The organism is Humibacter ginsengisoli (assembly GCF_054780095.1).
Genome location: NZ_BAAGWZ010000006.1, coordinates 216940 through 240607, shown reverse-complemented (window position 1 = coordinate 240607; position 23668 = coordinate 216940). Strand labels below are relative to the sequence as shown.

Here is a 23668-nt window from a genome sequence, read left to right as displayed (position 1 = left end):
GCCCCCGCCAGACCGTCTCCGAATTCATTTTTCGGACCAGCCCCCCGAGGACCCGATGACCGACCCTCAGTCCCTGCCGCGCTTCGGTGCTGCCCTGGCGACCGGTCCCAGCGGCGCGCGCACCGGTGGCGCTCACACCGGGCCGGTCGCCGATGGCCATACCGGTGACGGGTTCATGACGACGATCACAGACCCGGCGACCGACGGCGGACTGCAGTCGGTGCCTGGCGTGATGGGCGGCCGTCCGCCCTCCAGATACACGATCATCGGCACCCTGGGCGAGGGCGGCATGTCGGTCGTGTACCAGGCGATCGACGAGCACATCGGCCGCGAGGTCGCGGTGAAGGTGTTCAAGCACGCGATCTCCGGCGAGGACTCCACCCGGCAAGAGGCGGAGATCGACGTGCTCGCCGGCCTGAGCCATCACGCGATCGTGACCCTCATCGACGCCGGAATCGCGCCGGACCCGCAGGGCGTGCCGCATCGCTACCTGGTGCTGGAACGTGTCGACGGCGTCGACCTGCGCAGGCATCTCGAGCGCACCGAGCTCTCATTGCGCCACATCGCAGAGATCGGATGCGACCTCGCCGAGGCGCTGGAATACGTGCACGCCCGCGGCGTGATCCACCGCGACCTCACGCCCGGGAACGTGCTGGTCGTCTCCGATGAGAACGGCCGCACCAGAGCACGACTCACCGACTTCGGCATCGCGCTGGCAACCGGCGCCGAGCGGGCGACCATGGAGGGCGTCACGACGGGCACGGCCGCGTACCTCAGCCCCGAGCAGGCTCGCGGCGACGCGCTCACCGGCGCGAGCGACGTGTACGCCCTCGGCCTCGTGCTGCTCGAATGCCACACGCGCAAGCTGACTTTCCCCGGTACCCCCGTGCAGTCAGCGCTCGCGCGTCTGACGTCGGATCCGGAGATCCCCGACGACCTGCCCGACGCCTGGCGGATGCTGCTGGCCGCGATGACGAGCCGCGATCCCGTCGATCGTCCGGTCGGCCGCGAACTTGTGCAGGCGCTGCGTCAGCTGGAGCTCGCCGAGAGCAGCAGGCACCGCGCGGCTCCGACGGGGAGGGTGCCCGGGCCGTCGCTGGCGCACGCGTTCGACCGCATCACCGGCATCGCGGCGCGCACGTTCGGCGTACCGGTCGCCGTCCTGAGCATGGTGCGCGGTGGATCCGTCCACTTCCTCTCGCACCGAGGTGTCAGCCCGGAGCGGGCGAGCGAGTGGGAGGGCGTCTGCACCAGCGAGGCGTATCTCGGCCAGACGCTCCTCGTCGAAGACGCCTCACTCGACGTGCGTGTGCGGGATCACGTCCTGGTCACGGGTCAGGCACAGCTGCGCTTCTACGCCGCGGTGCCGGTCCAATCGGAGGATGATGAGCCGATCGGCACGCTCTGCGTCGCTGACACGGCGGCGCGTCCGATCGACTCGGCCCATGTCGACACCTTGCACGACCTGGCAGACCTCGCCGCGCTCGTCCTCGGCTGGGATGCGGCCGCCCTGCGCGCACCGGCAGCGGCCTGAATCCGAGCCGTCTACCTTGGGAGCAAGCTCACACTGCTCTCGGCTCTCCTCGGGGTGATCGGCGCTGAGCGCCTGCGACCCCTGCGTCGGCCTCGGCAGTGCGAGCAAGCTCACACTGCTCTCGGCTCTCCTTGGGGTGAGTGACGGGGCTTGAACCCGCGACCTCCTGGACCACAACCAGGCGCTCTACCAACTGAGCTACACCCACCATGCCGCCCGCGTGCGGGCAACCACACGATTGTATTACATGCGAGGGGTCCAGATTTTCACCACGTCGTCGGCGATCTTCTGGCATTGGTCCGAGCTGAGGCCGGGCTCGGGTGTGAACACGGCGCGCCGGTAGTAGTCGAGCTCTCGGATCGACTCGCGGATGTCCGCAAGGGCCCGGTGCCCGCCGTTCTTCTCGGGGGCGTTGAAATAGACGCGCGGGAACCACCGTCGCGCCAGTTCCTTGATGGACGAGACATCCACGTTCCGGTAGTGCAGGTGCGCGTCGAGCCGCGGCATGAACTTGGCCAGGAACATCCGGTCGGTGCCGATCGAGTTCCCGGCCAGCGGAGCCTTCTGTTCGCTGGGGACGTACTGGAGGATGTACTCCATCACCTCGTACTCGGCCTCTGCCAGGCTCTTGCCGTTCGGGATCTCCTCGATCAGTCCGCTCGTCGTGTGCATCTTGCGCACGAAATCGCCCATATTCTCCAGTGCGCTCTGGTCGGGCTTGATCACGATGTCGATGCCGGAGTCGAGAGGCACCAAGTCGAAGTCGGTGATGACCACTGCGATTTCGACGAGCTCGTCCTTTTCGAGGTCGAGCCCGGTCATCTCGCAGTCGATCCAGACGAGGGCGTCATTCGCAGTCGGCATGCGGTGAAGTCTATCGGCGGCCTCCGACGCGTCTGCTGTGACCGTAAGCCGCGCACGTACGCTGTCCTCTGGAAGCGCGACGCGATCTACAATCGCGTTCGTGGAGTTGCACCTGTACACGTCGGCGTTCTGTGAGCCGTGTCTGCAGACGAGGGGCGTACTCGCAGAGGCCGAGCGGTTGGTGCCGGACGCCCGGGTGACGGAGTTCGATGTCGTGGTTCACGAGGAGCGGGCGCAGGCTGCAGGCATCCGTTCCACACCGACTGTGATCGTGCTGAACGCTGAGGGTGCTGAGGTGTTCAGGGCGGAAGGCGTGCCCAACCTCGCCCAGGTGCTCGTGGCAGCCGCCAAAGCGGTCTGAGTGCTGGCCTGCGGTAACCTGAGTGTCGCACTGAGCCCCCGTAGCTCAGCGGATAGAGCAGGAGCCTTCTAATCTCTTGGTCGCAGGTTCGATTCCTGCCGGGGGCACGGACTCCACGATCTCGGGCCGCATCGATTTCCCATGCAGGGAGATTTACGCGCAACCCCTGTGCTTGCGGAGGCAATGACAGGGACCCACTGAAAGTGCGCGTGCATTGCCAATTTCGATCCGTGGGTCTTCTTGGCTCTGTGGTTCCCTTCATCCGCGCATAGTCTGACGACGTGCGGCACGGGACGGAACGCGTTGTCTTCTGGGACTTCGATGGCACGCTTGCAGCGCGGGATGGTCTCTGGTCTTCGACACTGGAGCGCGCGTTGCTGCCAATCGCTCCCGAACTTGGCCTCAGCGCAGCGGATTTTCGCACTGAACTCTCGGTGGGGTTCCCATGGTACGCGCCTGACGTCGTTCGGGTGACGCAGTCCGCCGCCGCCTGGTGGGCCGCGCAGCATTCGTTGTTTCTTCGCGCGTACATCGACGCAGGCGTGGCCGCGGACGACGCGGAACGCGCGATCGCTGCCATCCCACGCGAGTATTACCGTCCGACCGCATGGACGCCCGCTCCGGGCGCAGTGCCAGCGCTCAACGCCACCGCTGCCGCGGGGTATCGGAACGTGATCCTCAGCAACCACGCGCCAGAGCTGCCCCAACTCGTTGCTGACCTTGGTCTTGCCCCCTTGATCGACAGGACCGTTACGAGCGCAGCGGTCGGCGCGGAGAAGCCGAACCCGCGCATCTTCGAGCACGCGATTGAGATCGCGGGTGCTGGCGACGACGTGTGGATGATTGGCGACAACCCTGTTGCGGACATTGGCGGAGCTGAGGCAGTTGGTATCCGTGCGATCCACATAGGCCCGAACTGCACCCTGACCGACGCTGCGAACCAGATCGTCGAAAGCGGTGGCCGCTCGCACTCAGGTGAAGACCACCCGGCTCGCTGATCGATCGCTATGTGGGCTCGCGCACCCTGAAGCCGACTATTTCGGACGAACGTCAGCAGGGGCCCGGATCATGCGTATTTCGCGTACGTCATCTTCGATCTTGGAATGTCCGTCGGCTCGGAAGCCGTGTTTGCGATAGAACGCCTGCGCGCGTGGGTTCGGGTCTGCCACCCATAAGGCAGCCAGTGCATCCGCATCGAGGACTGCATCGAGAAGCGCCTCACCCGCACCTTGCCCATGGACAGCGGCATACGTGTAGAGAACATAGAGCTGCGTGTCCCAAGTAGCATCTTCATCGAGAGCGGGCCCCGCCATTGCCGCACCCACGATGGTGCCGTCGAGAAGCGCAGTCGCGGCACGGTTGCCGGCGTATCGCTCGTCCGTGAGCGCAGCAGTCCAGAACCGTTCCCGTCGTTCAATTGCGGTGGGATCGTCAAGAATCACATCGGGAAACAGCCCGCGGTAAGTCTCACGCCAAGACTCGACATGAACGCGTGCAAGCCCGGGAACATCACTGAGCTGCGCACGCCGAACGCTGATCTCCACCGCAACACCGTAACGCCAGGCCGAAGGTGACGAGGCACGTAAGGGGATCCGCGTGCCAATCAGTCCTAATGCGTTGTTCGCTCGAGGATAGTTGCAGCTGCGTCGGCAACTGAGGGCGCAGTGAGAGTGGGCTCGACAACTCGGACGGATGGTTCCGATCGGGTCGATCCAGACTGTCGCAAGTCCGGCCGCAGCGCCACCGGCCACGTCGTGTTCCAGGCTGTCACCGACCATCCAACCGTCGAGCTGACACATAAGCCTCTCTGCGAGTGCTTCGAATATTGCCCGGTCGGGTTTGCGGACACCGACTTCGGAGGACACCACCCAACCGTCGACAAGCTCCGCCAGACCGGTGTTCCGGATCTTGCCTTCCTGGTTGTCTGCCACCCCGTTCGAGACGATCCCGAGCGCCCAGCCGGCGGCTCGCAGGTGCCGCAGAGCTTCTTGGGTCGCGTCCGTGCACGAAACGAGCTTCGGGAGACGTTCACGGTACTCCGCCCAGACCTCGTGACCTTTGACCGGCAGCGACCAGGCGGAAACGATCTGATCGAATACGACACCCTTCGGTCTGCGGGCCGACAGCGCGGACGCGATTATCTCGGTCGCAGTGGCGGGGAGCGCCCACCGTGCCACGAACTCGGCCGTCCACGCCGCAGCCGCGGCGGCCTGGTCGACGAGCGTCCCATCCAGATCGAACGCGATGAGTGACACGACTCGAGCCTAGAGCTGCACCGAGGCCATCAATTCCCGCAAGCTGAGGGCTGGATCATCGGGAAGTGATGAAGTCTGCAACAACCCGTTCGAAGTCGGCGTGGTCTTGGACTCGGTGCTTGTTGCCTTCTAACCGGATGCGGGTGGCGCCGTGGCCGGTCAGGGTTGAGGCGATGGCTTCGTACTCGGCGTTCCACCCACCGGTGAGAACGAGAGTGTGGACGCCCTCGATGACCTCGGGGGCGATGCTGTGTCCCCAGGGTGGTGTCTGATGTGAGAATCGGCGAGCCAGCATCTGTTCGGAGTTCCACTTCTCGCGTGCGAACGGGCCGCCGAACATGAGTGGGCGAACGATCCGCCAGTACGCGACGAGGTCACCCTCGTGGGCATGCTGCCTGGCTTTAGACATGGCCGAGATGTGATGTTCGATCGCTGGATCGCCGCGCGCGATGTCGTAAAGGGCGGGCTCCACCAGCACGAGGTGGTCGATGCTCATGTGAGCGTCGCGCAACGCAATCAGCACCGGGACGGCACCGAACGAGTGCGCAATGACCGACGCGGGGCCGAGGACCTGAATCCGCGACAGGGCGACGGCTTGCTCAGCGGCCCGAGTCGTGGTGTCCAACTCGGCGAACACCGCATCCTCACGAGTGGCGCTCGGCCACGCGTCAGCACCCGTACGGCCGCCACCATGGACGTAAAGGCGCATGGCCCGATGGTAGTCAGGTCGCACATCGCGATGCCTCAAACGGGGATCCGCTTGCGTGCCGTGCTTTCGCTTCAGCGGGTTTTCGGTTGTGTGCGGGCCGCTGGGCGTACCGGTCTGATTCGACGGTACGGTCCTGAATTGGGGGCTCGGGCATCCAATCACACGAGTTGTAGGGGAAGGGCGGACGGTGTTGTGCGACGGATAGCAGCGGTGGTCGCCCTCCTCGGCGTGGTCGTGATGCCGATGCTGACAGGATGCAGCCCCACGGCATGCTCGGAAGCGGCCGCATATCCGCCAGGGGTGTGGTTGGACGTGTCGCCTTGGCTGCAAGCACATCCTGGCGCAACAGTGCGAGCGTGCCTCGACAGCCGATGTGTGACCAGCGCGCAAGACAGCGCGATCCTTCAGCTCGTCATCCCGAATGTGAGCTACCCGCCCCCCAAGGACCGGTACACGTTGACAGTGACATCGGCGAACGCGGCGGAACTGCACGGTAGCAGTACGGTGCGACTGGAAGAAACGCAAGTGCAAGGCGCGTGCGGTACGCAAACGTGGTGGAGTGCCGATGCACGTCTCGGCATTGACGGCAGGGTCAAGGTTTGGCATGGCGAGCCTGGGCCATTCGCCCCGGCTGCCCCGTCGCCAGCAAACACCACGATCCCTACACCGTCAGCCACGCAATGACCCGCCCGGCGGCGGAATGCCTATGTTCGCTGTCTCTTATGTGCACTGTCTTGCTGGCTCGATGTCCCGTCGGGTGGCGTGCGGCAGGAATCGAACCTGCGACCAAGAGATTAGAAGTTCGGGCAATTTGCTCGATCGATCACGCCCAATCGTGTCGCTGCGCGACGCTGGCGCGGCTGAGATCTCGACACATTGCACGTCCGACCCGGAAGTGATGCCGTGGTCGTGGGCGGAGGTGGCGGGCGATCGGTGCGCGTGGGGGACCTGCTATCGAACGTGTGCGGGTACTGCTTCAGGCCCATCCGAAGTGCGCCGAGACCCCGGCGACGACGCGGGCGTACTCATCCCACTCGGCATCCGTCAGCGGGCAGGTGTCGCTGTATGCGGTGACGAACTTTGCTCGCACCGCTGGCGGGAGCGGTTGCCAGTTGTGATAACGGGTGCCGAGCAGAACCGCCGACCGCCCCAGTTCCTCAGCTCGGCTGCGATGTGTCGCCTCGTCGAAGTCAAGGACCGCGGTGACACCGCCGTTGTAAAGCACGTTGGCGGATCGGAAGTCGCCGTGCACCAACTGCTGTCCCTCCGGAGCGTGCACGCCAGCGAAGGGCTTTGGGTAGGCGGACAGCACGCGATGTAGCGTCGCGAGCATGCGGCCGGCGGCCGCGACTTGGTTCTCGTCGTTCACATCAAGCAGTTCCCCGTCCACGAGTGGATAGAGGCTCATCGAGTAACGGTCACGGTCAACGCGCAAGCGTCCGTCGGACGCGGGCAGGGGAGCAGCGACCGGGATGCCTTCGCCGTCGAGCCAGGTGATGAGCGCGTCGACTTCGGCTAGCCGGGTGAACAGCGCGGGGTTGATGGCGCATTTGGCGATCAAGCCTATTCCGTCGATGGTTAGCCAGGCCAGGAGCTTGTCCGCGCTGATCACAAGGCGATCGCAACTCTGGAGGGATAGACCCCAGGCGTGCCGGAGCGTGTCACCGAGCCAAGAAGTCGCGTCGTTCGAGTCCACGAGCCCGAATCGGGTCGTCAACGCTTCATTCGAGTCGACGGCCTCCCACAACATTTCAAGCTGAGGTCGAGGCGTCACAGTCGATAGTCAAGCACTGATACGGCAGCGCTTGATCTAGGCGACCCCGAGAGGATTCGTCCCCGGGTTCCGGTGCCAGAATCCGTCCACTGAGAGCTTCTAGGCGATGAGCGACTCGGCAGCGTTTGTTTCGGCTGCTCTATCGCCTGCGACGGGCGACGACGACTACCACGATCGCGACCACGAACAGCGTGGCGAACACGGCGACCAAGCTTCCGATACTGGTTCCCATACTTCGGCCTCCCGGTTAAGCGGTTGGAGATTATCAGTGAAGGCTCGCACTGCTCTCCGAGCTGTCCGCAATCGGGTCCCGTACGTGCACGGTTCCGCTGGTTCGATGTCTTCGTCGCGGTGAGCCGGACGGGACACCCGGGACATCCGGCTGCTCACGGGTCTGTGGCGGACCGACCACGCGGAAGGAGGCCGAGACGCTCTACGGAGAGTTCTATCCCGGCGACTACCTGCGTGGCAGAGCCATGCACATGGTCGACGCAATCCTCGCCGACGGCCCGCCTCCAGAACCAGACGGCGCTGCCGCCCTCGAGCTCTGAAACGACCGTGAGTGAGCAAAACCGTCCGACTTAGTTCTGGCGCTGGACAATGTCTATGTACCCCAATCACGCTGGGGGTATGGAACCGCGCCTTACTCTCCTTTCGCTCGTCGTTCGCGACTTGGCCGCAAGCCGCCGGTTCTACATCGAAGGACTGGGCTGGCGGGTCGAGTTCGAAGCTCCCGAAGAGGTCGTCATGGTGCGGCTTGCCCCGGGTGTGCTTCTGTCTCTTTGGCAGGAAGACAAGGCAGTTGGCGAACTCGGTCCGATCGGGCGTGTGCCTGGAGCCATGCCGTTCAGCCTCGCGCACAATGTGGGCAGTGAGGCAGAGGTCGACGCCGTGCTCGGTGAGGCGAAGGCTGCTGGGGCGAGCATTCCGGCGCCTCCGGTGAAACGTGATTGGGGCGGTTACTCCGGTTATTTCGCCGACCCGGACGGATTCAGATGGGAGGTCGCGCACAACCCCGGGCTCTGACGGGAATCGCGCGGCCCGGGATTCGCCCGTCGTCATGGCCCACTTCTGAACCGTCGACGACGCGAACCCGCGCTGAGGACGGCGTTCGCTGTACGACGCTGGGGCTCGGTGCGCGGATGAATGGGCATGGTGAGGCTGCCAGAGCAGTAACATCCGGCCATGGGAACCATGAGTGGTGTGCCGGATCAGGCGGAGCCGCACTTCGATGTACCGAGGCAGGTCACGCCGTTCTCGGAGATCGGTACACCGGTCGAGTGCTGGCCGTGGTGGGCACCGGCCGGCTGGGTGCTCGTGGCCGCAACGAGCGTGGTCTTCTACGCGATCGTGCTGGCGCTGTCCCCGCTTCTCCTCGCTGCGATCGTCGGCCGCCGGCTGTGGCGCAGGACGCTGCGCTATCGCCGCTCGCCGGCCGATCTTCGTATTGCCATCATCGGTGCCGGATGGAGCGGCCTGCAGTGCCTTCAGCGCTTTGGTGAGATCGGAGTTGAGAAAGTCGACGTATTCGAGCGTTTCGGCGACATCGGTGGCACGTGGAGCCCGCACCTGCGTTACCACGGCCTTCAGATCCACGGCAGCATGACCGTCACCTCGTTCGACGGGTTTCCGTATAGCGAAGACCCTGACGTGCAGCGAGGGAAGGTGATGGCCGAAGAGGTGGAGCGCTATATCCATCGCTTCGCCGACGCACGAGATCTGAAGTCGCGGTGCCAGCTCAACAGCACAGTCCAGTCGGTGGATTACTCGTCCGCGAACCACACCGCAACGTTGACGATCACCGATAGCGGAACCGGCGAAGCACGGTCCGCTGGCCCTTATGACCTTGTGATCTGGGCATCCATGGCGGCCGTCGGTTCGATTCCCGAGCTGCCGGGCGCGGCGGAGTTTCGCGGACGGCAGTTGCATACGGTGTCGTATTCCGATGCGGAATTCGACGAGATCGTGCGCGACAACAAGAAGGTCGTGGTCGTCGGCGCCGGTAAAGCGGCCTGTGATGTCGCGCTGGGTCTCCGGCGCGGTGGATATGACAACTTCACGTGGGTGATGCGTCGGCCGTACCTGTTCTACAAGTACGAAGCCTTGCTTCACAACGCGTCACCAATGAACAAGTTGCGTGGCCTCACGTATCTTGCGACGGTGCTGTTCACCGGGGTCTCGCGGCGCTTCGGGGCCATCCTGCACTGGTCTTCGGGTTACCTGCACGCGGTCGGGCATCCACATACCGATTTCACGCGCTTCCACGGTGGGCTCCTTTGCCCTACACAGCGCCGAGAGCTGAGTAATGTCCCCTACACGATCGGCAACCCGGTGCGCTTTCAGGACGACCAGCTCGTCTTCGAGGACGGCACCTCTTTGCCGGCCGACGTCGTCATCTGGGCCACCGGCAACAGCACCGGAATCGACACTCTGCGATTGACGAAAGACGGGACGGCCGTCACCCTTGACCCGAACGCCAAGCTGTACAACCACTTCATAGTTCCGGACTTCCCTGTGCTCGCCTCCTCAACCGCACTGTGGACGACGTTCGGTCCGATGCGTGCCACCAACGCCGCTGACCTGGCCGTCTACCACCTCGCCGTGCGGAAGGAGCGTTCGAAGCAGCAGATGCACAGGGCCGCGCAGAGGCAGCTGAGCCGGAACAGCATCGTGCATTCCTTCATCTGGGCCCATGACGCCTGCTGGCTGCAGTTGTGGGTGCATTTTCACATCGACCTCGTGCTGCAGGGCATTACTCCGGTGGAGGCCTTCTTCAAGCATGCCTTCGAAGTCTTCGTGCTCGGGAAGGAGACGCCGCTGCGCTTCAACCTGCTTCCCCCCAGGCGCCCGGCCGCACGCACGCGGAGTGGTCTCGAATCGACGGCTGCTGCAGCAGCCGGCCCTCGAGGCTCAGAGTGAGTACCACGGGCGCCGATCAGCTTCGAAGCTCCACGGCTGTGGCTGCGATCATCGTCATCACCGCCAGGAGGCGCGCATGCCGCAACGAAATCGGGTGACGCCGCTCGGCGACATCGTGGCGACGTCGCTCCGGGGTAGGTGGACGGGCAATCGCGGCAAGATCCATGAGGGACACGAGATCGTGCGGTTCCACTCCGGCGACCTCTGGTTGATCTGCGAGCTCGAGTTCCGCGGCATCAGGCAGCCGCAGTGGGCGCCGCATCACTACACGTTCCTGTTCTTCCACGACGAGGCCGTTGGCTTCGCCGCCGGCCACCGCCCGTGCGCCGAGTGCCGCCGTGGCTCCTACGGCTCCTACCTGGATGCGTGGACTGATGCGCTCGGCGGCCCGCGGCCGTCCGCAGGTACCGTGAACGCGCGACTCCACGCCGAGCGGCTGTACCCGCGCACGCATCGTCGGCGGCTGCACGAAAGGCCCTACGTCGGATTGCCTGACGGCGCCTTCGTTCTCGAACGGGACACTCCGAGGCTCGTGCTCGGCGATGCTCTCGTGGAATGGTCGCCGGACGGCTACGGTCCACCGATCACCCGTCCCCGCTCGGGAAGGGCGACCGTGATCACTCCGCCGGCCACGCTCGCGGTACTGACGGCCGGATACCCGGTTCAGATCGACGCGTCGGCACATCGCTGAACGCGCTGTCCACCCGTTGCCTGCCTGAAACATGCTCGTCCTAAAGTTCAACGTATGCGCGAACTTCAGGCGGAGATCATCCGCGAACTCAATGTCAAGTCATCGATCGATCCGGCCGCCGAGGCGGAAGCTCGTGTCGCCTTCCTGGTCGACTATGCGCGGAGTTCGCGCGCCCGCGGGTACGTGCTCGGCATCAGCGGCGGACAAGACTCGACGCTCGCCGGAAAGCTCTGCCAGCTCGCCACCGAGCGGTTGCGGGAAGCCGGAGTCGACGCCGAATTCGTCGCCGTGCGGCTGCCGTACGCCGTACAGGCCGACGAGGCGGATGCCCGGCTCGCGCTGGACTTCATCGCACCCCAGCAGGTCGTCACATTCAACGTGCAGCGCGGAGTGGACGGAGTCGCGGACGAGTTCGGGGATGCTCTGCAGGAGCGCATCCTCGACTTCACGAAAGGGAACGTCAAGGCACGGATGCGTATGGTCGCCCAGTACGCGATCGCCGGCCAGCGCGCGCTGCTCGTGGTCGGAACCGATCACGCCGCCGAGGCGGTGACGGGCTTCTTCACGAAGTACGGCGACGGTGGCGTAGACCTCACTCCGCTCACCGGACTCACGAAGAGCCAGGGACGACAGCTCCTGGAGTACTTCGGCGCACCGGCAAGGCTCTACGAGAAGTCGCCGACCGCGGATCTGCTCGACGACACTCCCGGGCAGACCGACGAAGACAACCTCGGCATCAGCTACCGCGACATCGACGCATACCTGCAGGGTCAGGATGTTCCGGATGCGGTCGCCGAGGCGATCGAGGCCAAGTATCTCGCGACGGAGCACAAGCGCCACGTACCGGCGTCGCCGTTCGACGCGTGGTGGCGCACACCGGTCTTCGAGGAGTAGTTCCGCCGGAGGGTTACCCGGGCCCCGGACTAGCGCATCCCAGTCGCTGGATGCGGTGAGGGCCGCCACACAAGATGGCGGCCCTCACTCCTCGATTGCGGCCGGGCAATCAGACTTGGCGATTCAGTCCTCCTGAAGACCGGTGGGTTTGCGCGACGCGTAGGCCCCTACCGGGGTCGCGACGGTGTCGTAGTCGTCGAGCGCTGCGGTGCCGCCGGGGGCGTCATCGGGCGCAGTGTCCGACCCCGCCCGTGCGGTGGACTGCAGCAAGGCCGTCGGCGCGGTGTCGGAGGGCGGCGCGTTCCGCTCGTGGTGCTGCCGCGCAACCCAGGCATCCTGGTCCGCATATGCCGTTTCGTCGGTCGCGGTGCGCTCGAACCTCCAGCGCTCCAGGTCTTCGAGGAACAATCTGCGGGCACGCCTTGGCTTGTTCTGCCACTCGACGAGGCGGTCGCGGAACTCGATGATCGCCGGCTCCAGGTTGTAGCCGTAGGTTGCCGAGTTGCGCTTCAGCTCTGCGAGCTGATGGGCAGCCCAGTCGGCTGCGGCGGCCGCGCCCTTGAGCGGCAGCAGTCGCACCAGGATGTCCGCCTGCCCAACGGAGCGGTCCGAGAGCACCTGCTCGGCCGGAGTCAGCGAATTCCAGACGGATGCCTCCACTGCGGCATCCACGAGGGCAGCGACGGCGGCGGCCTTCTGCTCGCGTTCGGCACGCGAGAGCACACCCCTGATCGCTCCACGAGCGATCCACGCCGACAACAACCCGGCAACGACGATGGACACGAGGAGCACGACCGCGGTGAAGATCACCGGCTGCGCGTCCTGTGACGTGAGCCACCCCCAGAAGTCATTCCACCACTGCATGTTGCGCAGATTACCTGCGCCGCAAACGATCTCGTGGAAGGCGTGCCGGGCGTCGGCGACTGGGCCGGTGACGGATCTATCGGCGACCCGTGCCGTCCACGGCGAACGGCTCGATGGCGGCGATCTCGTCCGGCGTCAACGGCGCGGCGTGCACGGCTGCCACGTTCTGCTCCAGCTGAACGACGCTGGACGCGCCGATCAGCGCGCTCGTCACCTGCGGATGCCGGAGCACCCAGGTGAGCGCCAGTTGCGCCAGCGACTGCCCGCGCCCCGCGGCTATCTCGTTCAGCGCACGAGCACGGTCGAGGTACTCGACGGTGATGTTCTCGGGACGCAGGAAGACGCTGGTCGCCGCTCGGGAGTCATCCGGAACCTCGCCTGTCAGGTAGCGGTCGGTGAGGAGACCCTGCTGCAGCGGCGAGAACACGATCGAGCCGATGCCCAGCTCGGTCAGCACGTCAAGGAGACCGTTCTCGACATGACGATTGAACATCGAGTAGCTGGGCTGGTGTATCAGCAGGCGAACGCCCTCCGCCTCGAGGGCCGCGGCGGCCGCCCGGGTCTGCTCGGGGCTGTAGTTCGACACCCCGACGTAGAGCGCCTTGCCCTGCCGCACGGCGGTGGCGAGCGCCCCCATGGTCTCCTCGATCGGCGTGTCGGGGTCGGGGCGGTGCGAGTAGTAGATGTCGACATAGTCGAGCCCGAGGCGCTTCAGCGAGGCATCCAGCGAAGCGAGCATGTACTTGCGGGAACCCCACTCGCCGTACGGCCCGGGGTGCATGTGGTAGCCGGCCTTCGTCGAGACCACGATCTCGTCGCGGTATGCGGCGAAGTCCTCGGCGAGGATGCGTCCGACATTCCGTTCGGCCGACCCCGCGGGCGGCCCGTAGTTGTTGGCGAGATCGAAGTGCGTTATGCCGAGGTCGAACGCGCGTCGCACGATGGCGCGCTGGGTGTCGATCGGCCTCGTGTCGCCGAAGTTGTGCCAGAAGCCGAGCGAGACGGCGGGAAGGTCGAGGCCGCTTCGGCCGGTGCGGCGGTAGGTCATCGAGTCATAGCGGTGGTCTGCGGGAACGTAAGGCATTCCTGAATGCTATTGAGTCCGCCCGATTGGTTCGTTCCTCTCCGTCCACAGGCTGCGTGTCGTGCAGCGTTCCCACCGTTCGCGCCACGACGCCCCGATGCCGGCTTCGGTACGCGCACTGTGGACATGCGGCCAGCGCATCGCGGCCGCATCCACTCGAAGAACACCGAAAGAGGAGGCGCGAAGATGCCTGACACCATCACTGCGATCGGCCACGTGGGAACGGAGCCGACGCTCAACATCGTGGGCAACGGCCTGGCACGGCTGACCTTCCGGCTCGCCTCGACGCAGCGCAAGTACAACCGCGAGGCCAGTAGCTGGGAGAACGGCGAGACGAACTGGTACACCATCGTGGCGTTCCGATGGCTGGCGGAGAACTCCGCCAAGTCGCTCGTGAAGGGCGACCGGGTCGTCGTCACCGGCCGGCTGCGCGTAAGCAGCTGGGAGAAGGAAGACAAGCACGGAACCGCCGTGGAGATCGTGGCGGAGGGCATCGGGCACGATCTGGCGTTCGGAACGAGTTCGTTCACGAAGACCGCCGGTGGCTCTTCCAGCCAAGAAGGCGGTGCAGCAGTCGGTGGCTCTCAGGCGCCGGCCGATCAGCCTGTCGTGGACTCCGACGGCTGGGCGTTGCCGGGAGGAGCGCACGGATCTGCAGAAGCGCCGACAAGCGGCGCAGACTACGTCGCGCACGGTTCAGGGAACGATGCCGAGGCGGTGCAGGCGGAACTCGAGTTCGCCGATGCGGAGCCGCCGTTCTGATCTGTGCATCTCTGACCTGGGCCGCACTGGGTCGTTCAGGTGTGGGCCATGCATCTCTGGGCCGTGCATGTGCGGGCCGTGTATGTCTGGTTGTGCGCGACTGATCTGGGCACCCTAGACTTCTCGCGCGCCTGTGCTTCGCACGGGTGCACATGCGGGAGGGGAGTCGGATCGGTGGCTGGTGGCTCGACGCCGCGGGCGACATCGCGAGTATTCGCCGCGGTATCCGTCGCGCTCGGCCTCGGAGTCGTCTTGACACTCGCTGGATGCACCGCTCAGCCGGCGGGACCGGCACGCACTCCGACGGCATCCGTCTCGACGACATCATCGGCACCGACGCCGACCTCGAGCGCGCTACCGGCATTGAACCCGAAGGGCACGGCGAAGCAGAACCTCGCGTTCTTCGACTACGTGAACAACCGCACGATCGCGGCAGACAAGAATCCGACGGCGCAGCAGTTCGTCGACGGTCTCGCGGCCGCCGGCTTCGTGAAGGCGAACATGCAGATGACGGCGGACAAGACCACCGTGAACCTCACGCCGGGTTCGGTTCAGTTCTCCGTTCTCATCAACGGCGGATGCCTGATCGGGCAGTTCGGCGACGATATCGGCGGGTACCACAGCACCGTGGCGCCCGTGCTGGGCACCGGAAAGTGCCTGATCGGCGACACCGTTCCCATCCAGTGAGGGGCTGCGCGATTCGCTGTCTGACGGATTGCCGGCCGGGCGAGGCACCGGGCGCCCGCCCATAGACTGGAGCGCATGGCCGAATATATCTACTCGATGGTCCGCGCCCGAAAGGCGGTGGGCGACAAGCTCATCCTCGACGACGTCACCATGGCATTCCTGCCGGGCGCGAAGATCGGTGTGGTCGGCCCGAACGGAGCGGGTAAGTCCACGATCCTGAAGATCATGGCGGGGCTCGACATCCCCTCCAACGGCGAGGCCAAGCTGACGCCGGGCTACAGCGTCGGCATCCTCATGCAGGAGCCCGAACTCGACGAGTCCAAGACCGTGCTCGAGAACGTGCAAGAGGGCGTCGGTGAGATCAAGGCCAAGGTCGATCGGTTCAACGAGATCTCCGCCGCCATGGCCGATCCGGACGCCGACTTCGATGCACTGCTGGCCGAGATGGGCACGCTTCAGGAGCAGATCGACGCGGCGGATGCATGGGACCTCGATTCCCAGCTCGAGCAGGCGATGGACGCGTTGCGCTGCCCACCGTCGGATGCACCGGTGTCCGTTCTCTCCGGAGGTGAGAAACGCCGAGTCGCGCTCTGCAAACTGCTGCTCCAGAAGCCCGACCTCTTGTTGCTGGACGAGCCCACCAACCACCTCGACGCCGAGAGCGTTCTCTGGCTCGAGCAGCACCTGAAGCAGTACCACGGCGCCGTGCTCGCCGTCACCCACGACCGGTACTTCCTCGACCATGTGGCGGAATGGATCGCCGAGGTCGACCGCGGTCACCTCTACCCATACGAAGGCAACTACTCCACCTATCTCGAGAAGAAGCGCGAGCGCCTGCAGGTACAGGGCAAGAAGGATGCCAAGCTCGCCAAACGCCTCGCCGATGAGCTTGATTGGGTGCGCAGCAACTCGAAGGGGCGCCAGGCCAAGTCGAAGGCGCGTCTGGCCAGGTATGAGGAGATGGCCGCCGAGGCGGAGCGTACGCGCAAACTCGACTTCGAGGAGATCCAGATTCCGCCGGGGCCGCGTCTCGGTCAGGTCGTGATCGATGCGAAGAACCTGCGGAAGGGATTCGGTGAGCGTCAGCTCATCGACGGACTCAGCTTCACGCTCCCGCGCAACGGCATCGTCGGCGTGATCGGCCCGAACGGTGTCGGCAAGACGACGCTGTTCAAGACCATCGTCGGACTCGAGCCGTTGGATGGCGGAGACCTCAAGATCGGCGAGACCGTCGAGATCTCCTACGTCGACCAGTCCCGAGGCGGCATCGACCCGAACAAGTCGCTCTGGGAGGTCGTCTCCGACGGCCTCGACTACATCCAGGTGGGCAAGACCGAGGTGCCGAGCCGCGCCTATGTCTCCACCTTCGGATTCAAGGGACCTGACCAGCAGAAGAAGGCAGGAGTCCTCTCCGGCGGTGAGCGGAACCGTCTCAATCTGGCCCTCACGCTCAAGCAGGGCGGCAACCTCCTGCTGCTGGACGAGCCCACGAACGACCTCGACGTCGAGACGCTGTCGAGCCTCGAGAACGCGCTGCTCGAGTTCCCGGGCTGCGCAGTCGTGATCACGCACGACCGGTGGTTCCTCGACCGCATCGCGACGCACATCCTGGCGTACGAGGGCACCGACGAGAACCCAGCCGACTGGTACTGGTTCGAGGGAAACTTCGAGGCGTACGAGCAGAACAAGATCGAGCGTCTCGGCCCCGACGCCGCGAAGCCGCACCGCTCCGCCTACCGCAAGCTGACCCGCGACTGAGGAGAGAGCAATGAGAGCTCGCTCGCATTGCCGAGCCGATCGAGTCGGGTTGAGGCTCGACCCGAACACGCGGGACTGACCGTGCGCCTGAACGTGCCGATCCGGCTGCGCTGGAGCGATCTGGATGCCTACGGTCACGTGAACAACGCGGAGATGCTGCGCCTGCTCGAAGAGGCGCGCATCCTCGCGTTCTGGACTCCCGACGAGCAGGGTGCGGAGGTCGACGCCGGCGAAGCGTTCGGTGCGTCCACCGCGGTGCTCGACAGCAGGCCGGGTGCCGACACGCTCAGCCTGCTGGCTCGGCAGGAGATCGAGTACTTGGTGCCCATCCCGTACCAGCGGCAGCCGTTGAACGTGCAGTTGTGGGTTGCGAGGCTCGGTGGCGCCAGCATGGAACTCTGTTACGAGGTCTGGTCGCCGGCCGGGGTCGAACCCTCCGTGCTGTACGCGCGAGCCGCCACGACGCTGGTACTTGTCGATCGGGAGTCCGGCCGTCCCCGCCGCATCAACGAGCGGGAACGCGAGGCGTGGTCTCCCTACGAGGAGCCGCCGATCCATTTCCACCGGCGCTGAGCGGGCGAGTCGCCTCTATCGCGGCCTTGCCGCTCAGAGGCTCCATCGGCTCGGTCGACCGAGCAAGCTCGCTCGACTCTCGCCTCAGTCGCCTCTAAGAAATGGTGACCTTGCCGCCGGAGACCGTTGCGTTGAGCTTCGGAAGCGGCCTGGTGGCGGGACCTCTGATGACATCGCCCGTGCTCGCGCTGAACTCCGAACCGTGACAGGGGCAGTCGAACTGTTTGCCGGCCGGCGCCACGACACAGCCCATGTGCGTGCAGATCGCGGAGAACGCCACGGCGGTACCGGACTCCGGTTGCGCGACCACGATCGGGCCGCCCTTGTAGGTGGCGGAGATAGCCCCGCCGACCGGGATGTCGCTGAGGGAGATGCCGTCAGCAGCGTTCGGGCCCGAGGTGCTGTCCGACCCCGAACCGCCAGAGCTCCCCGCACCGGCACCACCGTTGCCCGATTCGCCCGAGCCTGCGCCCGCACCCGGCGAGGAGCACGCCGCGAGCACGCACACACCGGCGGCGCCGACTGCGGTGCCGAGTGCGGCCCTGCGGGTGATCACGGCGGGCGAGGGAACGTGCGGGATTCCGGACATCCGGGTCTCCTAAAGGTGATTGAGGTGAGAGTGACGCGAGCCTGCTCGCGCACCGGGCCGATTGAGCCAATGAGCGGCGAAGCCGCGATTGTCGAAAGCGTCGGTCGTGACTTCTACGATGCCGGGTGTTCCTCTGACTCGCCCGGGCGATCGCTATGAGCGGTGATCTCGGCTACGTCTGGGGAACGCGCAGCATGCCCTCCTGTGCGACGTTGGCCACGAGCATCCCGTCCCGGTTGTAGATGCGGCCGAGCGCGAGTCCACGTCCGCCGGTCGCGCTCGGTGACTCCTGCACGTAGAGCAGCCACTCGTCGACCCGGCTGAACCGATGCCACCACATCGCGTGATCGAGGCTTGCGATCTTGAGTCCCGGTGTTCCCCACGCCACGCCGTGGCGTCGCATCACGGGCTCGAGTATCGAGTAGTCGCTGGCGTACGCAAGCGCCGCGCGGTGCAGGTTCTCGTCATCAGGAAGTGCGCCGAGCGTCTTGAACCACACCGCCTGGTGCGCGACGTGGTCGCCCTCGACTGTGAAGTACACGGGTGACGGGATGTGCCGCAGATCGAACGGCCGCTCCTCTCGCCAGTAGCGCCCCACCGGATGCTCGAAGCCGGCAAGCAGCTCCGTGTCGCTCTTCAGTTCTTCCGGGTCTGGAACATCCGCCGGCATGTCGACCTGATGATCGAGTCCGCCGTCTGGCGCCTGGAACGAGGCGATCATCGACAGGATCGGAAGGCCGTTCTGGTAGGCCTGCGTGCGGCGCGTGGAGAACGAACGGCCGTCGTGGATGCGGTCGACGGAGAACGTGATCTGCTGGTTCACGTCGCCCGGACGTAGGAAATACCCGTGCATCGAGTGCACCGCTCGCTCATCCGGCGTCGTGCGCATGGCGGCCACGAGGGACTGCGCGAGCACCTGTCCGCCGAATACGCGACCGTGCGGCATCCACTGGCTGGTTCCGGTGAAGATGTCCTCGTCGGTGCGCGCGCCGGTGTCGGTCAGATCGAGGGCGGCGAGCAGGCCGTCGAGGGGTTTCGTCATGGTGCCTCTCGTCGTCGGGCGGGATGCGCGTCTGAAGTGCGACGCGTCAGAGCCGGCGGCGTAGTCGGACGTCGCGCGGCCGATGGACGGGCGCAATGTGCCCTAGTTTAGACAGCACATGAGTGAGTTCTTCTCCCTGGTCGACGCCCTCGCGGTCTCCGACCTCCAGGTGTACTTGTCGCGCGCCGGACGCGTCGAAGACGGGTCCGTTCGGCTGGTCGCCGGGTCGGGCGTTCTCGCCGCGTACACGGCGATCCTGTACCCGCGCAGCCTGCTCGATCACATCCCGACCGTGCTCGGCTTACGCACCTTCGCCACCGACAGGGATGCCACCTTCGACGCGGTCGTTCCGACCCGGTCTCTGCTGGACAGGCTGGCACGGGCGGCGGATGCTCCGCCGCAGCCCGAGGGCGAGGCCGCGCCGATCGGGATTCGGCTTCCGCTCCAGGTGAGCACGGTCACGTGGGCGGGCATCACTCCGCCGCGCGGCGGCTGGCGCCGGGTGGGCGAGACGACGGCGAGCGTACTGCAGCGCGCGGCCGTGGATGGTGTCGCCGAGGTGGCGGAGGCGATCCCGCATGAGGCGGGGGAGCAGCTCGTGCAGCGGGTTCGCGGTGAGGTCTGGGGCAGGCCCATGCCGGAACTGGAATATGTCGCGACGGGAGCGGGATTCGCCGCTCACTCGCTCGGCTTCATCGTCGAGCAGGACGAGCCTGTGACGGTGCACGAGACGGGCCCGTGGACGCGGTTGACACTGCGGCGCGGGCACGTGCTCGTGAAGCGTCCCGCCTGGTCGTTGCGCGGCTGAACGGTCAGCCGAGGTCGGCGAGAACGCCGCGGGCTGCCTGCCTGCCGGAGAACAGGCATCCGCCGAGGAAGGTGCCCTCCAGGGAGCGGTAACCGTGCACTCCGCCACCGCCGAAGCCGCTGACCTCGCCCGCCGCGTAGAGCCCCCGCACCGCCTCGCCCGCGGCGTTCTGCGCGCGCCCCTCCAGGTCGGTCTCGATGCCCCCGAGCGTCTTGCGGGTGAGGATGTGCAGTTTGACGGCGATGAGCGGACCCGACCCCGGGTCGAGGAACTTGTGCGGTGACGCCACCCGGATGAGCTTGTCGCCGCGATAGCGCCGGGCGGAGGTGATCGCGGTGAGCTGAGCGTCCTTCGAGAAGGTGTTGTCGAGCTCCCGGTCGTGCTCCAGCACGGTTCGCTCGATCGCGTTCTCGTCGAAGGGCACGTCCGCCAGCTCGCGCATGCCGCTGAAGAGCTCGGGCAAGGTGGACGCCACGACGAAGTCGGCGCCGTGCCATTTGAACGCCTCGACCGGGCCTGGCGCTCCCGGCCTGACTCGCTGCAGCAGCAGTCGCACGTCCTTGCCGGTCAGATCGGGGTTCTGCTCACTGCCGGAGAGCGTGAACTCCTTCTCCAAGATCTTCTGAGTCAGCACGAACCAGGTGTAATCATGCCCGGTGCGCTGGATGTGCTCGAGCGTTCCGAGCGTGTCGAAGCCGGGGAAGAGAGGGGCGGGCAGGCGGTTCCCTTCCGCGTCGAACCACAGTGACGACGGACCCGGGAGGATGCGGATGCCGTGGTTCTGCCAGACCGGGTTCCAGTTCTGGATGCCCTCCGTGTAGTGCCACATGCGGTCGGCGTTGATGACGCGCGCGCCGGCATCCTCCGCGATCGTGATCATCCGTCCGTCCACGTGCGCGGGCACTCCGGCGAGCATGTGCGCCGGGGGAGTGCCGAGCCGCTCCGGCCAGTTCTGTCGCACCAGGTCGTGGTTGCCGCCGATGCCCCCGGATGTGATCACGACGGCGGGTGCGCGGAGTTCGAACTCTCCGACCACGTCGCGGTTGCTGGCGACACCGCGTTCCATGCCGTCGGGAGCGAGGAGACTGCCGCGCACTCCGATCACAGCGCCGCTGGCGGCGATGAGACCGTCGACGCGGTACCGGTGGGCCAGCACGGCTCTGCCTTCTCGCTCGCCTTGTCGTACGCGTTCGATGAACGGACGCAACAGACCCGGCCCTGTGCCCCACGTGATGTGGAAGCGCGGCACGGAGTTGCCGTGTCCGCCTGCGGTGCCGCTCCCGCGCTCCGCCCACCCGACCACGGGGAAGAGCTTCACGCCCTTCGAGCGCAGCCACGAGCGCTTCTCGCCGGCTGCGAACTGAAGGTACGCCTCGGCCCACCGGCGCGGCCAGGCATCCTCGTTGCGATCGAAGCCTGCGGTGCCGAACCAGTCCTGTCGCGCCAGCTCGATGGAGTCGTGAATGCCCATGCGTCTCTGCTCGGGGGAGTCCACGAGGAACAGCCCGCCGAACGACCAGAACGCCTGACCACCGAGCGACTGGGATGGCTCCTGCTCGAGGACGGCCACCCGCTTGCCGCGATCCAGCAGCTCTGAAGCGGTCACGAGGCCCGCCAGTCCCGCGCCGACGACGATGGCGTCGAACTCGCCGCTGAGGTCCACGGGGCGGTCTGCCGGTTCGGCCGACCGCCCGGGCGGGTCAATAGGGGTGTTGGCCGTCGGCATCCGGGGTCTCCTTCGATCGGATCGCGTCGTCCCAGTATCGCGTGGAGCAGCAGGCTCTACGACGTGTGTCGGATAACAAGTTGGTCAACTGACCAGTTCCGGTGCGGCCGCAGCGTCGGACGAGTCCGGCGCGTGCCTCACTCCTCGAAGGTGTTCACCATCGCATGCGCGGCACGTTCGAGGTAGGCCCACAGTGTGGTGTCCTGCAGCGGAGGTAGCTCCAACTCGTCGAGAGCCGCACGCATGTGCGCGAGCCAGCGGTCACGTGCCTCAGGGTTGACCTTGAACGGCTGGTGCCGCAGCCGGAGTCGCGGATGACCACGCTGCTCGCTGTACGTCGTGGGGCCGCCCCAGTACTGCTCCAGGAACATCCGCAGCCGATCTGAGGCGGGCCCGAGGTCCTGCTCCGGATACATCGGACGCAGCACCGGATCATCGGCGACGCCACGGTAGAACGACGCGACCAGCCGGCGGAACGTCTCGTGTCCGCCGACCTGTTCGTAGAAGTTGTCTGCTATTGCGTCGGTCACTGGTTGCCTTCATCGTGGTGGTCGCTCTGCAACCCGTGCTCACCGGGTGACGGATGGCGGGGTGCGGCACCGCTGTCGCGCGGCGGCGCCGGCTGCGGTTTCGTGATGGCCTGCGGATGCCTCGCAGTCGCCGGTGCACCGGATGTGCCGGCTCGGGCACCGCGAGGAGCGGCGTTCGCTTGTGCGGTCTCTTCTTCGGAGGCACCGCGCTTGCCGCGGCGCTTCTTGAGCTTTGCATCCTGGGTCGTCACCACCGGGCTCGGTCGGGTGCGGGGCGGATGAGCGCCGGTGATGCTCGCGGCGCCGTCGAATCCGGTCAGTACGACGCTGGAGAGGGACGGCAGCGTGACATGCATCTCATCGAGCGCCGCCTTGAGCCGTTTGCGAAGCTCACGCGCGACGTCGTCCTTCGCCGTCGTGCGGGTCTTGATCACAACGCGGAGCACGACGGCATCCGTCGAGACCGACTCGATGCCCCATATCTCGGGCTTCTCCACGATGCGCGTCCGCCAGCGCGGTGAGGTGGCGAGCTCGGACGCGACCTGCATCATCCGATCCTCGATGGCGTCGACGTCGGCGTCGTACGGCACTGCGAGGTCGGTGATCACGCGTGCCCAGCCCTGGGACATGTTGCCCACGCGCAGGATCTCGCCGTTGCGCACGAACCAGAGCGTGCCGTTCACGTCGCGGATCTGGGTGATTCGGATGCCCACGACCTCGACCATGCCCGTCGCGGAGCCGAGGTCGACGACGTCGCCCACCCCGAGCTGATCCTCCATCACCATGAACAGGCCGTTGAGCACGTCCTTGACGATGTTCTGCGCGCCGAAGCCGAGGCCGGCACCGATCGCGGCGGTGAGGAGTGCGAGGGAGCCGAAGAGGTTCGGCAGGGCGATGTTGATGCATGCGACCAGAGCGATGATCACGATCGCGATGTTGACGATGTTACTGAGAACGGTTCCGAGCGTGCGGGTGCGCTGAACGAGCCGCACTGCCGCGATCGGGGAAGCGGTGAGCGCCTGGGTGTCTTCGACGTTCTGCTTGTTCTTGACCCCAGTCACGATGCGCCGAACGACACGCCGGAGCACGAAGTGCATCACCCATCCGATGAGGAACGCGACGGCAATGATGATGGCGATCTGCACGAGCTTCCAACCCCATTCACCGAGGGTTGTCAACACGTCGCTCCAGAAGGTGGGGCTGGTGAGGTTCGCGAGGGGGAGAGATGCGGAGAAGGTCATCGC

Annotated in this window: 23 protein-coding genes and 2 tRNA genes; 13 read left to right on the top strand and 12 right to left on the bottom strand. The window is 65.9% G+C overall.

Annotated features, from left to right (window positions below):
- The first annotated feature begins 55 nt into the window (after positions 1-55).
- Entirely contained in the window at positions 56-1534 is a 1479-nt protein-coding gene (locus ACYVI5_RS09475) for a protein kinase domain-containing protein (protein ID WP_460579968.1), read from the top strand.
- Between the two features lie 132 nt (positions 1535-1666).
- Here the strand turns inward: ACYVI5_RS09475 and ACYVI5_RS09470 are convergent.
- Both ACYVI5_RS09470 and orn read right to left on the bottom strand, forming a co-directional pair.
- Positions 1667-1742 (bottom strand) — tRNA-His (locus ACYVI5_RS09470).
- Positions 1743-1777: 35 nt separating this feature from the next.
- Positions 1778-2398 (bottom strand): oligoribonuclease, encoded by a 621-nt coding sequence (gene orn / locus ACYVI5_RS09465; RefSeq protein WP_460529898.1) that lies wholly within the window; start codon positions 2396-2398, stop codon positions 1778-1780.
- Positions 2399-2498: 100 nt separating this feature from the next.
- On the opposite strand from orn, the gene ACYVI5_RS09460 reads away from it, so the two are divergent.
- The 3 genes from ACYVI5_RS09460 to ACYVI5_RS09450 all read left to right on the top strand — a co-directional run bounded on the left by ACYVI5_RS09460 (position 2499) and on the right by ACYVI5_RS09450 (position 3757).
- Positions 2499-2759, top strand: a complete 261-nt coding sequence (locus tag ACYVI5_RS09460; protein ID WP_460529895.1) for a YbbN family protein — start codon at positions 2499-2501, stop codon at positions 2757-2759.
- A gap of 34 nt (positions 2760-2793) precedes the next feature.
- Positions 2794-2866, top strand: a tRNA-Arg gene (locus ACYVI5_RS09455).
- Positions 2867-3040: 174 nt separating this feature from the next.
- Entirely contained in the window at positions 3041-3757 is a 717-nt protein-coding gene (locus tag ACYVI5_RS09450) for an HAD family hydrolase (RefSeq protein ID WP_460579967.1), read from the top strand.
- Positions 3758-3793: 36 nt separating this feature from the next.
- On the opposite strand, the gene ACYVI5_RS09445 is transcribed toward ACYVI5_RS09450, so the two are convergent.
- The 3 genes from ACYVI5_RS09445 to ACYVI5_RS09435 all read right to left on the bottom strand — a co-directional run bounded on the left by ACYVI5_RS09445 (position 3794) and on the right by ACYVI5_RS09435 (position 7440).
- Complete coding sequence (locus tag ACYVI5_RS09445) at positions 3794-5014, bottom strand: HAD-IA family hydrolase (protein WP_460579966.1); 1221 nt, start codon at positions 5012-5014, stop codon at positions 3794-3796.
- Positions 5015-5069: 55 nt separating this feature from the next.
- A complete protein-coding gene (locus ACYVI5_RS09440; RefSeq protein ID WP_460579965.1) occupies positions 5070-5723 on the bottom strand; it encodes a hypothetical protein in 654 nt (217 codons plus the stop codon).
- A 976-nt stretch (positions 5724-6699) separates the two neighbouring features.
- Positions 6700-7440, bottom strand: a complete 741-nt coding sequence (locus ACYVI5_RS09435; RefSeq protein ID WP_460579964.1) for a phosphotransferase enzyme family protein — start codon at positions 7438-7440, stop codon at positions 6700-6702.
- A gap of 687 nt (positions 7441-8127) precedes the next feature.
- On the opposite strand from ACYVI5_RS09435, the gene ACYVI5_RS09430 reads away from it, so the two are divergent.
- From ACYVI5_RS09430 to nadE, 4 genes are all read left to right on the top strand, one after another.
- Positions 8128-8523, top strand: a complete 396-nt coding sequence (locus ACYVI5_RS09430) for a VOC family protein (RefSeq protein WP_460579963.1) — start codon at positions 8128-8130, stop codon at positions 8521-8523.
- Between the two features lie 159 nt (positions 8524-8682).
- Complete coding sequence (locus ACYVI5_RS09425; protein WP_460579962.1) at positions 8683-10416, top strand: FAD-dependent oxidoreductase; 1734 nt, start codon at positions 8683-8685, stop codon at positions 10414-10416.
- A 76-nt stretch (positions 10417-10492) separates the two neighbouring features.
- Positions 10493-11107 carry a hypothetical protein gene (locus ACYVI5_RS09420; RefSeq protein WP_460579961.1) on the top strand — a complete coding sequence of 205 codons (615 nt, stop codon included), beginning with the start codon at positions 10493-10495 and terminating at the stop codon, positions 11105-11107.
- A 54-nt stretch (positions 11108-11161) separates the two neighbouring features.
- A complete protein-coding gene (gene nadE, locus ACYVI5_RS09415) occupies positions 11162-12001 on the top strand; it encodes an ammonia-dependent NAD(+) synthetase (protein ID WP_460579960.1) in 840 nt (279 codons plus the stop codon).
- Between the two features lie 123 nt (positions 12002-12124).
- Here nadE and ACYVI5_RS09410 read toward each other — a convergent pair whose 3' ends face one another.
- Positions 12125-12865 carry a hypothetical protein gene (locus ACYVI5_RS09410; protein WP_460579959.1) on the bottom strand — a complete coding sequence of 247 codons (741 nt, stop codon included), beginning with the start codon at positions 12863-12865 and terminating at the stop codon, positions 12125-12127.
- Between the two features lie 76 nt (positions 12866-12941).
- Positions 12942-13949, bottom strand: coding sequence for an aldo-keto reductase family protein (locus ACYVI5_RS09405; RefSeq protein ID WP_460579958.1), 1008 nt, complete (start codon positions 13947-13949; stop codon positions 12942-12944).
- A 186-nt stretch (positions 13950-14135) separates the two neighbouring features.
- Here ACYVI5_RS09405 and ssb point away from each other — a divergent pair, with 186 nt between their 5' ends.
- The 4 genes from ssb (at position 14136) to ACYVI5_RS09385 (ending at position 17729) form a co-directional block, all read left to right on the top strand.
- A complete protein-coding gene (gene ssb / locus ACYVI5_RS09400; RefSeq protein ID WP_460529873.1) occupies positions 14136-14711 on the top strand; it encodes a single stranded DNA-binding domain-containing protein in 576 nt (191 codons plus the stop codon).
- Positions 14712-14885: 174 nt separating this feature from the next.
- Positions 14886-15398, top strand: a complete 513-nt coding sequence (locus ACYVI5_RS09395) for a DUF6993 domain-containing protein (RefSeq protein ID WP_460579957.1) — start codon at positions 14886-14888, stop codon at positions 15396-15398.
- 75 nt (positions 15399-15473) lie between these two features.
- Complete coding sequence (gene ettA, locus ACYVI5_RS09390) at positions 15474-17156, top strand: ABC transporter ATP-binding protein (protein WP_460579956.1); 1683 nt, start codon at positions 15474-15476, stop codon at positions 17154-17156.
- An 81-nt stretch (positions 17157-17237) separates the two neighbouring features.
- Positions 17238-17729 carry an acyl-CoA thioesterase gene (locus tag ACYVI5_RS09385; protein ID WP_460579955.1) on the top strand — a complete coding sequence of 164 codons (492 nt, stop codon included), beginning with the start codon at positions 17238-17240 and terminating at the stop codon, positions 17727-17729.
- A 94-nt stretch (positions 17730-17823) separates the two neighbouring features.
- Here the strand turns inward: ACYVI5_RS09385 and ACYVI5_RS09380 are convergent, their stop codons facing one another.
- Together ACYVI5_RS09380 and ACYVI5_RS09375 are read right to left on the bottom strand one after the other, a co-directional pair.
- Complete coding sequence (locus ACYVI5_RS09380) at positions 17824-18318, bottom strand: QcrA and Rieske domain-containing protein (RefSeq protein ID WP_460579954.1); 495 nt, start codon at positions 18316-18318, stop codon at positions 17824-17826.
- Positions 18319-18490: 172 nt separating this feature from the next.
- Entirely contained in the window at positions 18491-19360 is an 870-nt protein-coding gene (locus ACYVI5_RS09375) for an acyl-CoA thioesterase (RefSeq protein ID WP_460529858.1), read from the bottom strand.
- 118 nt (positions 19361-19478) lie between these two features.
- On the opposite strand from ACYVI5_RS09375, the gene ACYVI5_RS09370 reads away from it, so the two are divergent.
- Entirely contained in the window at positions 19479-20168 is a 690-nt protein-coding gene (locus ACYVI5_RS09370; RefSeq protein ID WP_460529855.1) for a hypothetical protein, read from the top strand.
- A 4-nt stretch (positions 20169-20172) separates the two neighbouring features.
- Here the strand turns inward: ACYVI5_RS09370 and ACYVI5_RS09365 are convergent, their stop codons facing one another.
- From ACYVI5_RS09365 to ACYVI5_RS09355, 3 genes are all read right to left on the bottom strand, one after another.
- Positions 20173-21894, bottom strand: a complete 1722-nt coding sequence (locus ACYVI5_RS09365) for an FAD-binding dehydrogenase (protein WP_460579953.1) — start codon at positions 21892-21894, stop codon at positions 20173-20175.
- Positions 21895-22031: 137 nt separating this feature from the next.
- Positions 22032-22424, bottom strand: a complete 393-nt coding sequence (locus ACYVI5_RS09360; RefSeq protein ID WP_460579952.1) for a globin — start codon at positions 22422-22424, stop codon at positions 22032-22034.
- Complete coding sequence (locus tag ACYVI5_RS09355) at positions 22421-23665, bottom strand: mechanosensitive ion channel family protein (RefSeq protein WP_460579951.1); 1245 nt, start codon at positions 23663-23665, stop codon at positions 22421-22423. Before ACYVI5_RS09355 ends, ACYVI5_RS09360 begins: the two co-directional genes overlap by 4 nt.
- Between the last annotated feature and the right edge of the window lie 3 nt (positions 23666-23668).

Coding starts and splice junctions, on each gene's coding strand:
- ACYVI5_RS09475 (WP_460579968.1), top strand. CDS start 56: ATGACCGACCCTCAGTCCCTGCCGCGCTTCGGTGCTGCCCTGGCGACC.
- orn (WP_460529898.1), bottom strand. CDS start 2,398: ATGCCGACTGCGAATGACGCCCTCGTCTGGATCGACTGCGAGATGACC.
- ACYVI5_RS09440 (WP_460579965.1), bottom strand. CDS start 5,723: ATGCGCCTTTACGTCCATGGTGGCGGCCGTACGGGTGCTGACGCGTGG.
- ACYVI5_RS09430 (WP_460579963.1), top strand. CDS start 8,128: ATGGAACCGCGCCTTACTCTCCTTTCGCTCGTCGTTCGCGACTTGGCC.
- ACYVI5_RS09425 (WP_460579962.1), top strand. CDS start 8,683: ATGGGAACCATGAGTGGTGTGCCGGATCAGGCGGAGCCGCACTTCGAT.
- ACYVI5_RS09420 (WP_460579961.1), top strand. CDS start 10,493: ATGCCGCAACGAAATCGGGTGACGCCGCTCGGCGACATCGTGGCGACG.
- nadE (WP_460579960.1), top strand. CDS start 11,162: ATGCGCGAACTTCAGGCGGAGATCATCCGCGAACTCAATGTCAAGTCA.
- ACYVI5_RS09410 (WP_460579959.1), bottom strand. CDS start 12,865: ATGCAGTGGTGGAATGACTTCTGGGGGTGGCTCACGTCACAGGACGCG.
- ACYVI5_RS09405 (WP_460579958.1), bottom strand. CDS start 13,949: ATGCCTTACGTTCCCGCAGACCACCGCTATGACTCGATGACCTACCGC.
- ssb (WP_460529873.1), top strand. CDS start 14,136: ATGCCTGACACCATCACTGCGATCGGCCACGTGGGAACGGAGCCGACG.
- ettA (WP_460579956.1), top strand. CDS start 15,474: ATGGCCGAATATATCTACTCGATGGTCCGCGCCCGAAAGGCGGTGGGC.
- ACYVI5_RS09380 (WP_460579954.1), bottom strand. CDS start 18,318: ATGTCCGGAATCCCGCACGTTCCCTCGCCCGCCGTGATCACCCGCAGG.
- ACYVI5_RS09375 (WP_460529858.1), bottom strand. CDS start 19,360: ATGACGAAACCCCTCGACGGCCTGCTCGCCGCCCTCGATCTGACCGAC.
- ACYVI5_RS09370 (WP_460529855.1), top strand. CDS start 19,479: ATGAGTGAGTTCTTCTCCCTGGTCGACGCCCTCGCGGTCTCCGACCTC.
- ACYVI5_RS09365 (WP_460579953.1), bottom strand. CDS start 21,894: ATGCCGACGGCCAACACCCCTATTGACCCGCCCGGGCGGTCGGCCGAA.
- ACYVI5_RS09355 (WP_460579951.1), bottom strand. CDS start 23,665: ATGACCTTCTCCGCATCTCTCCCCCTCGCGAACCTCACCAGCCCCACC.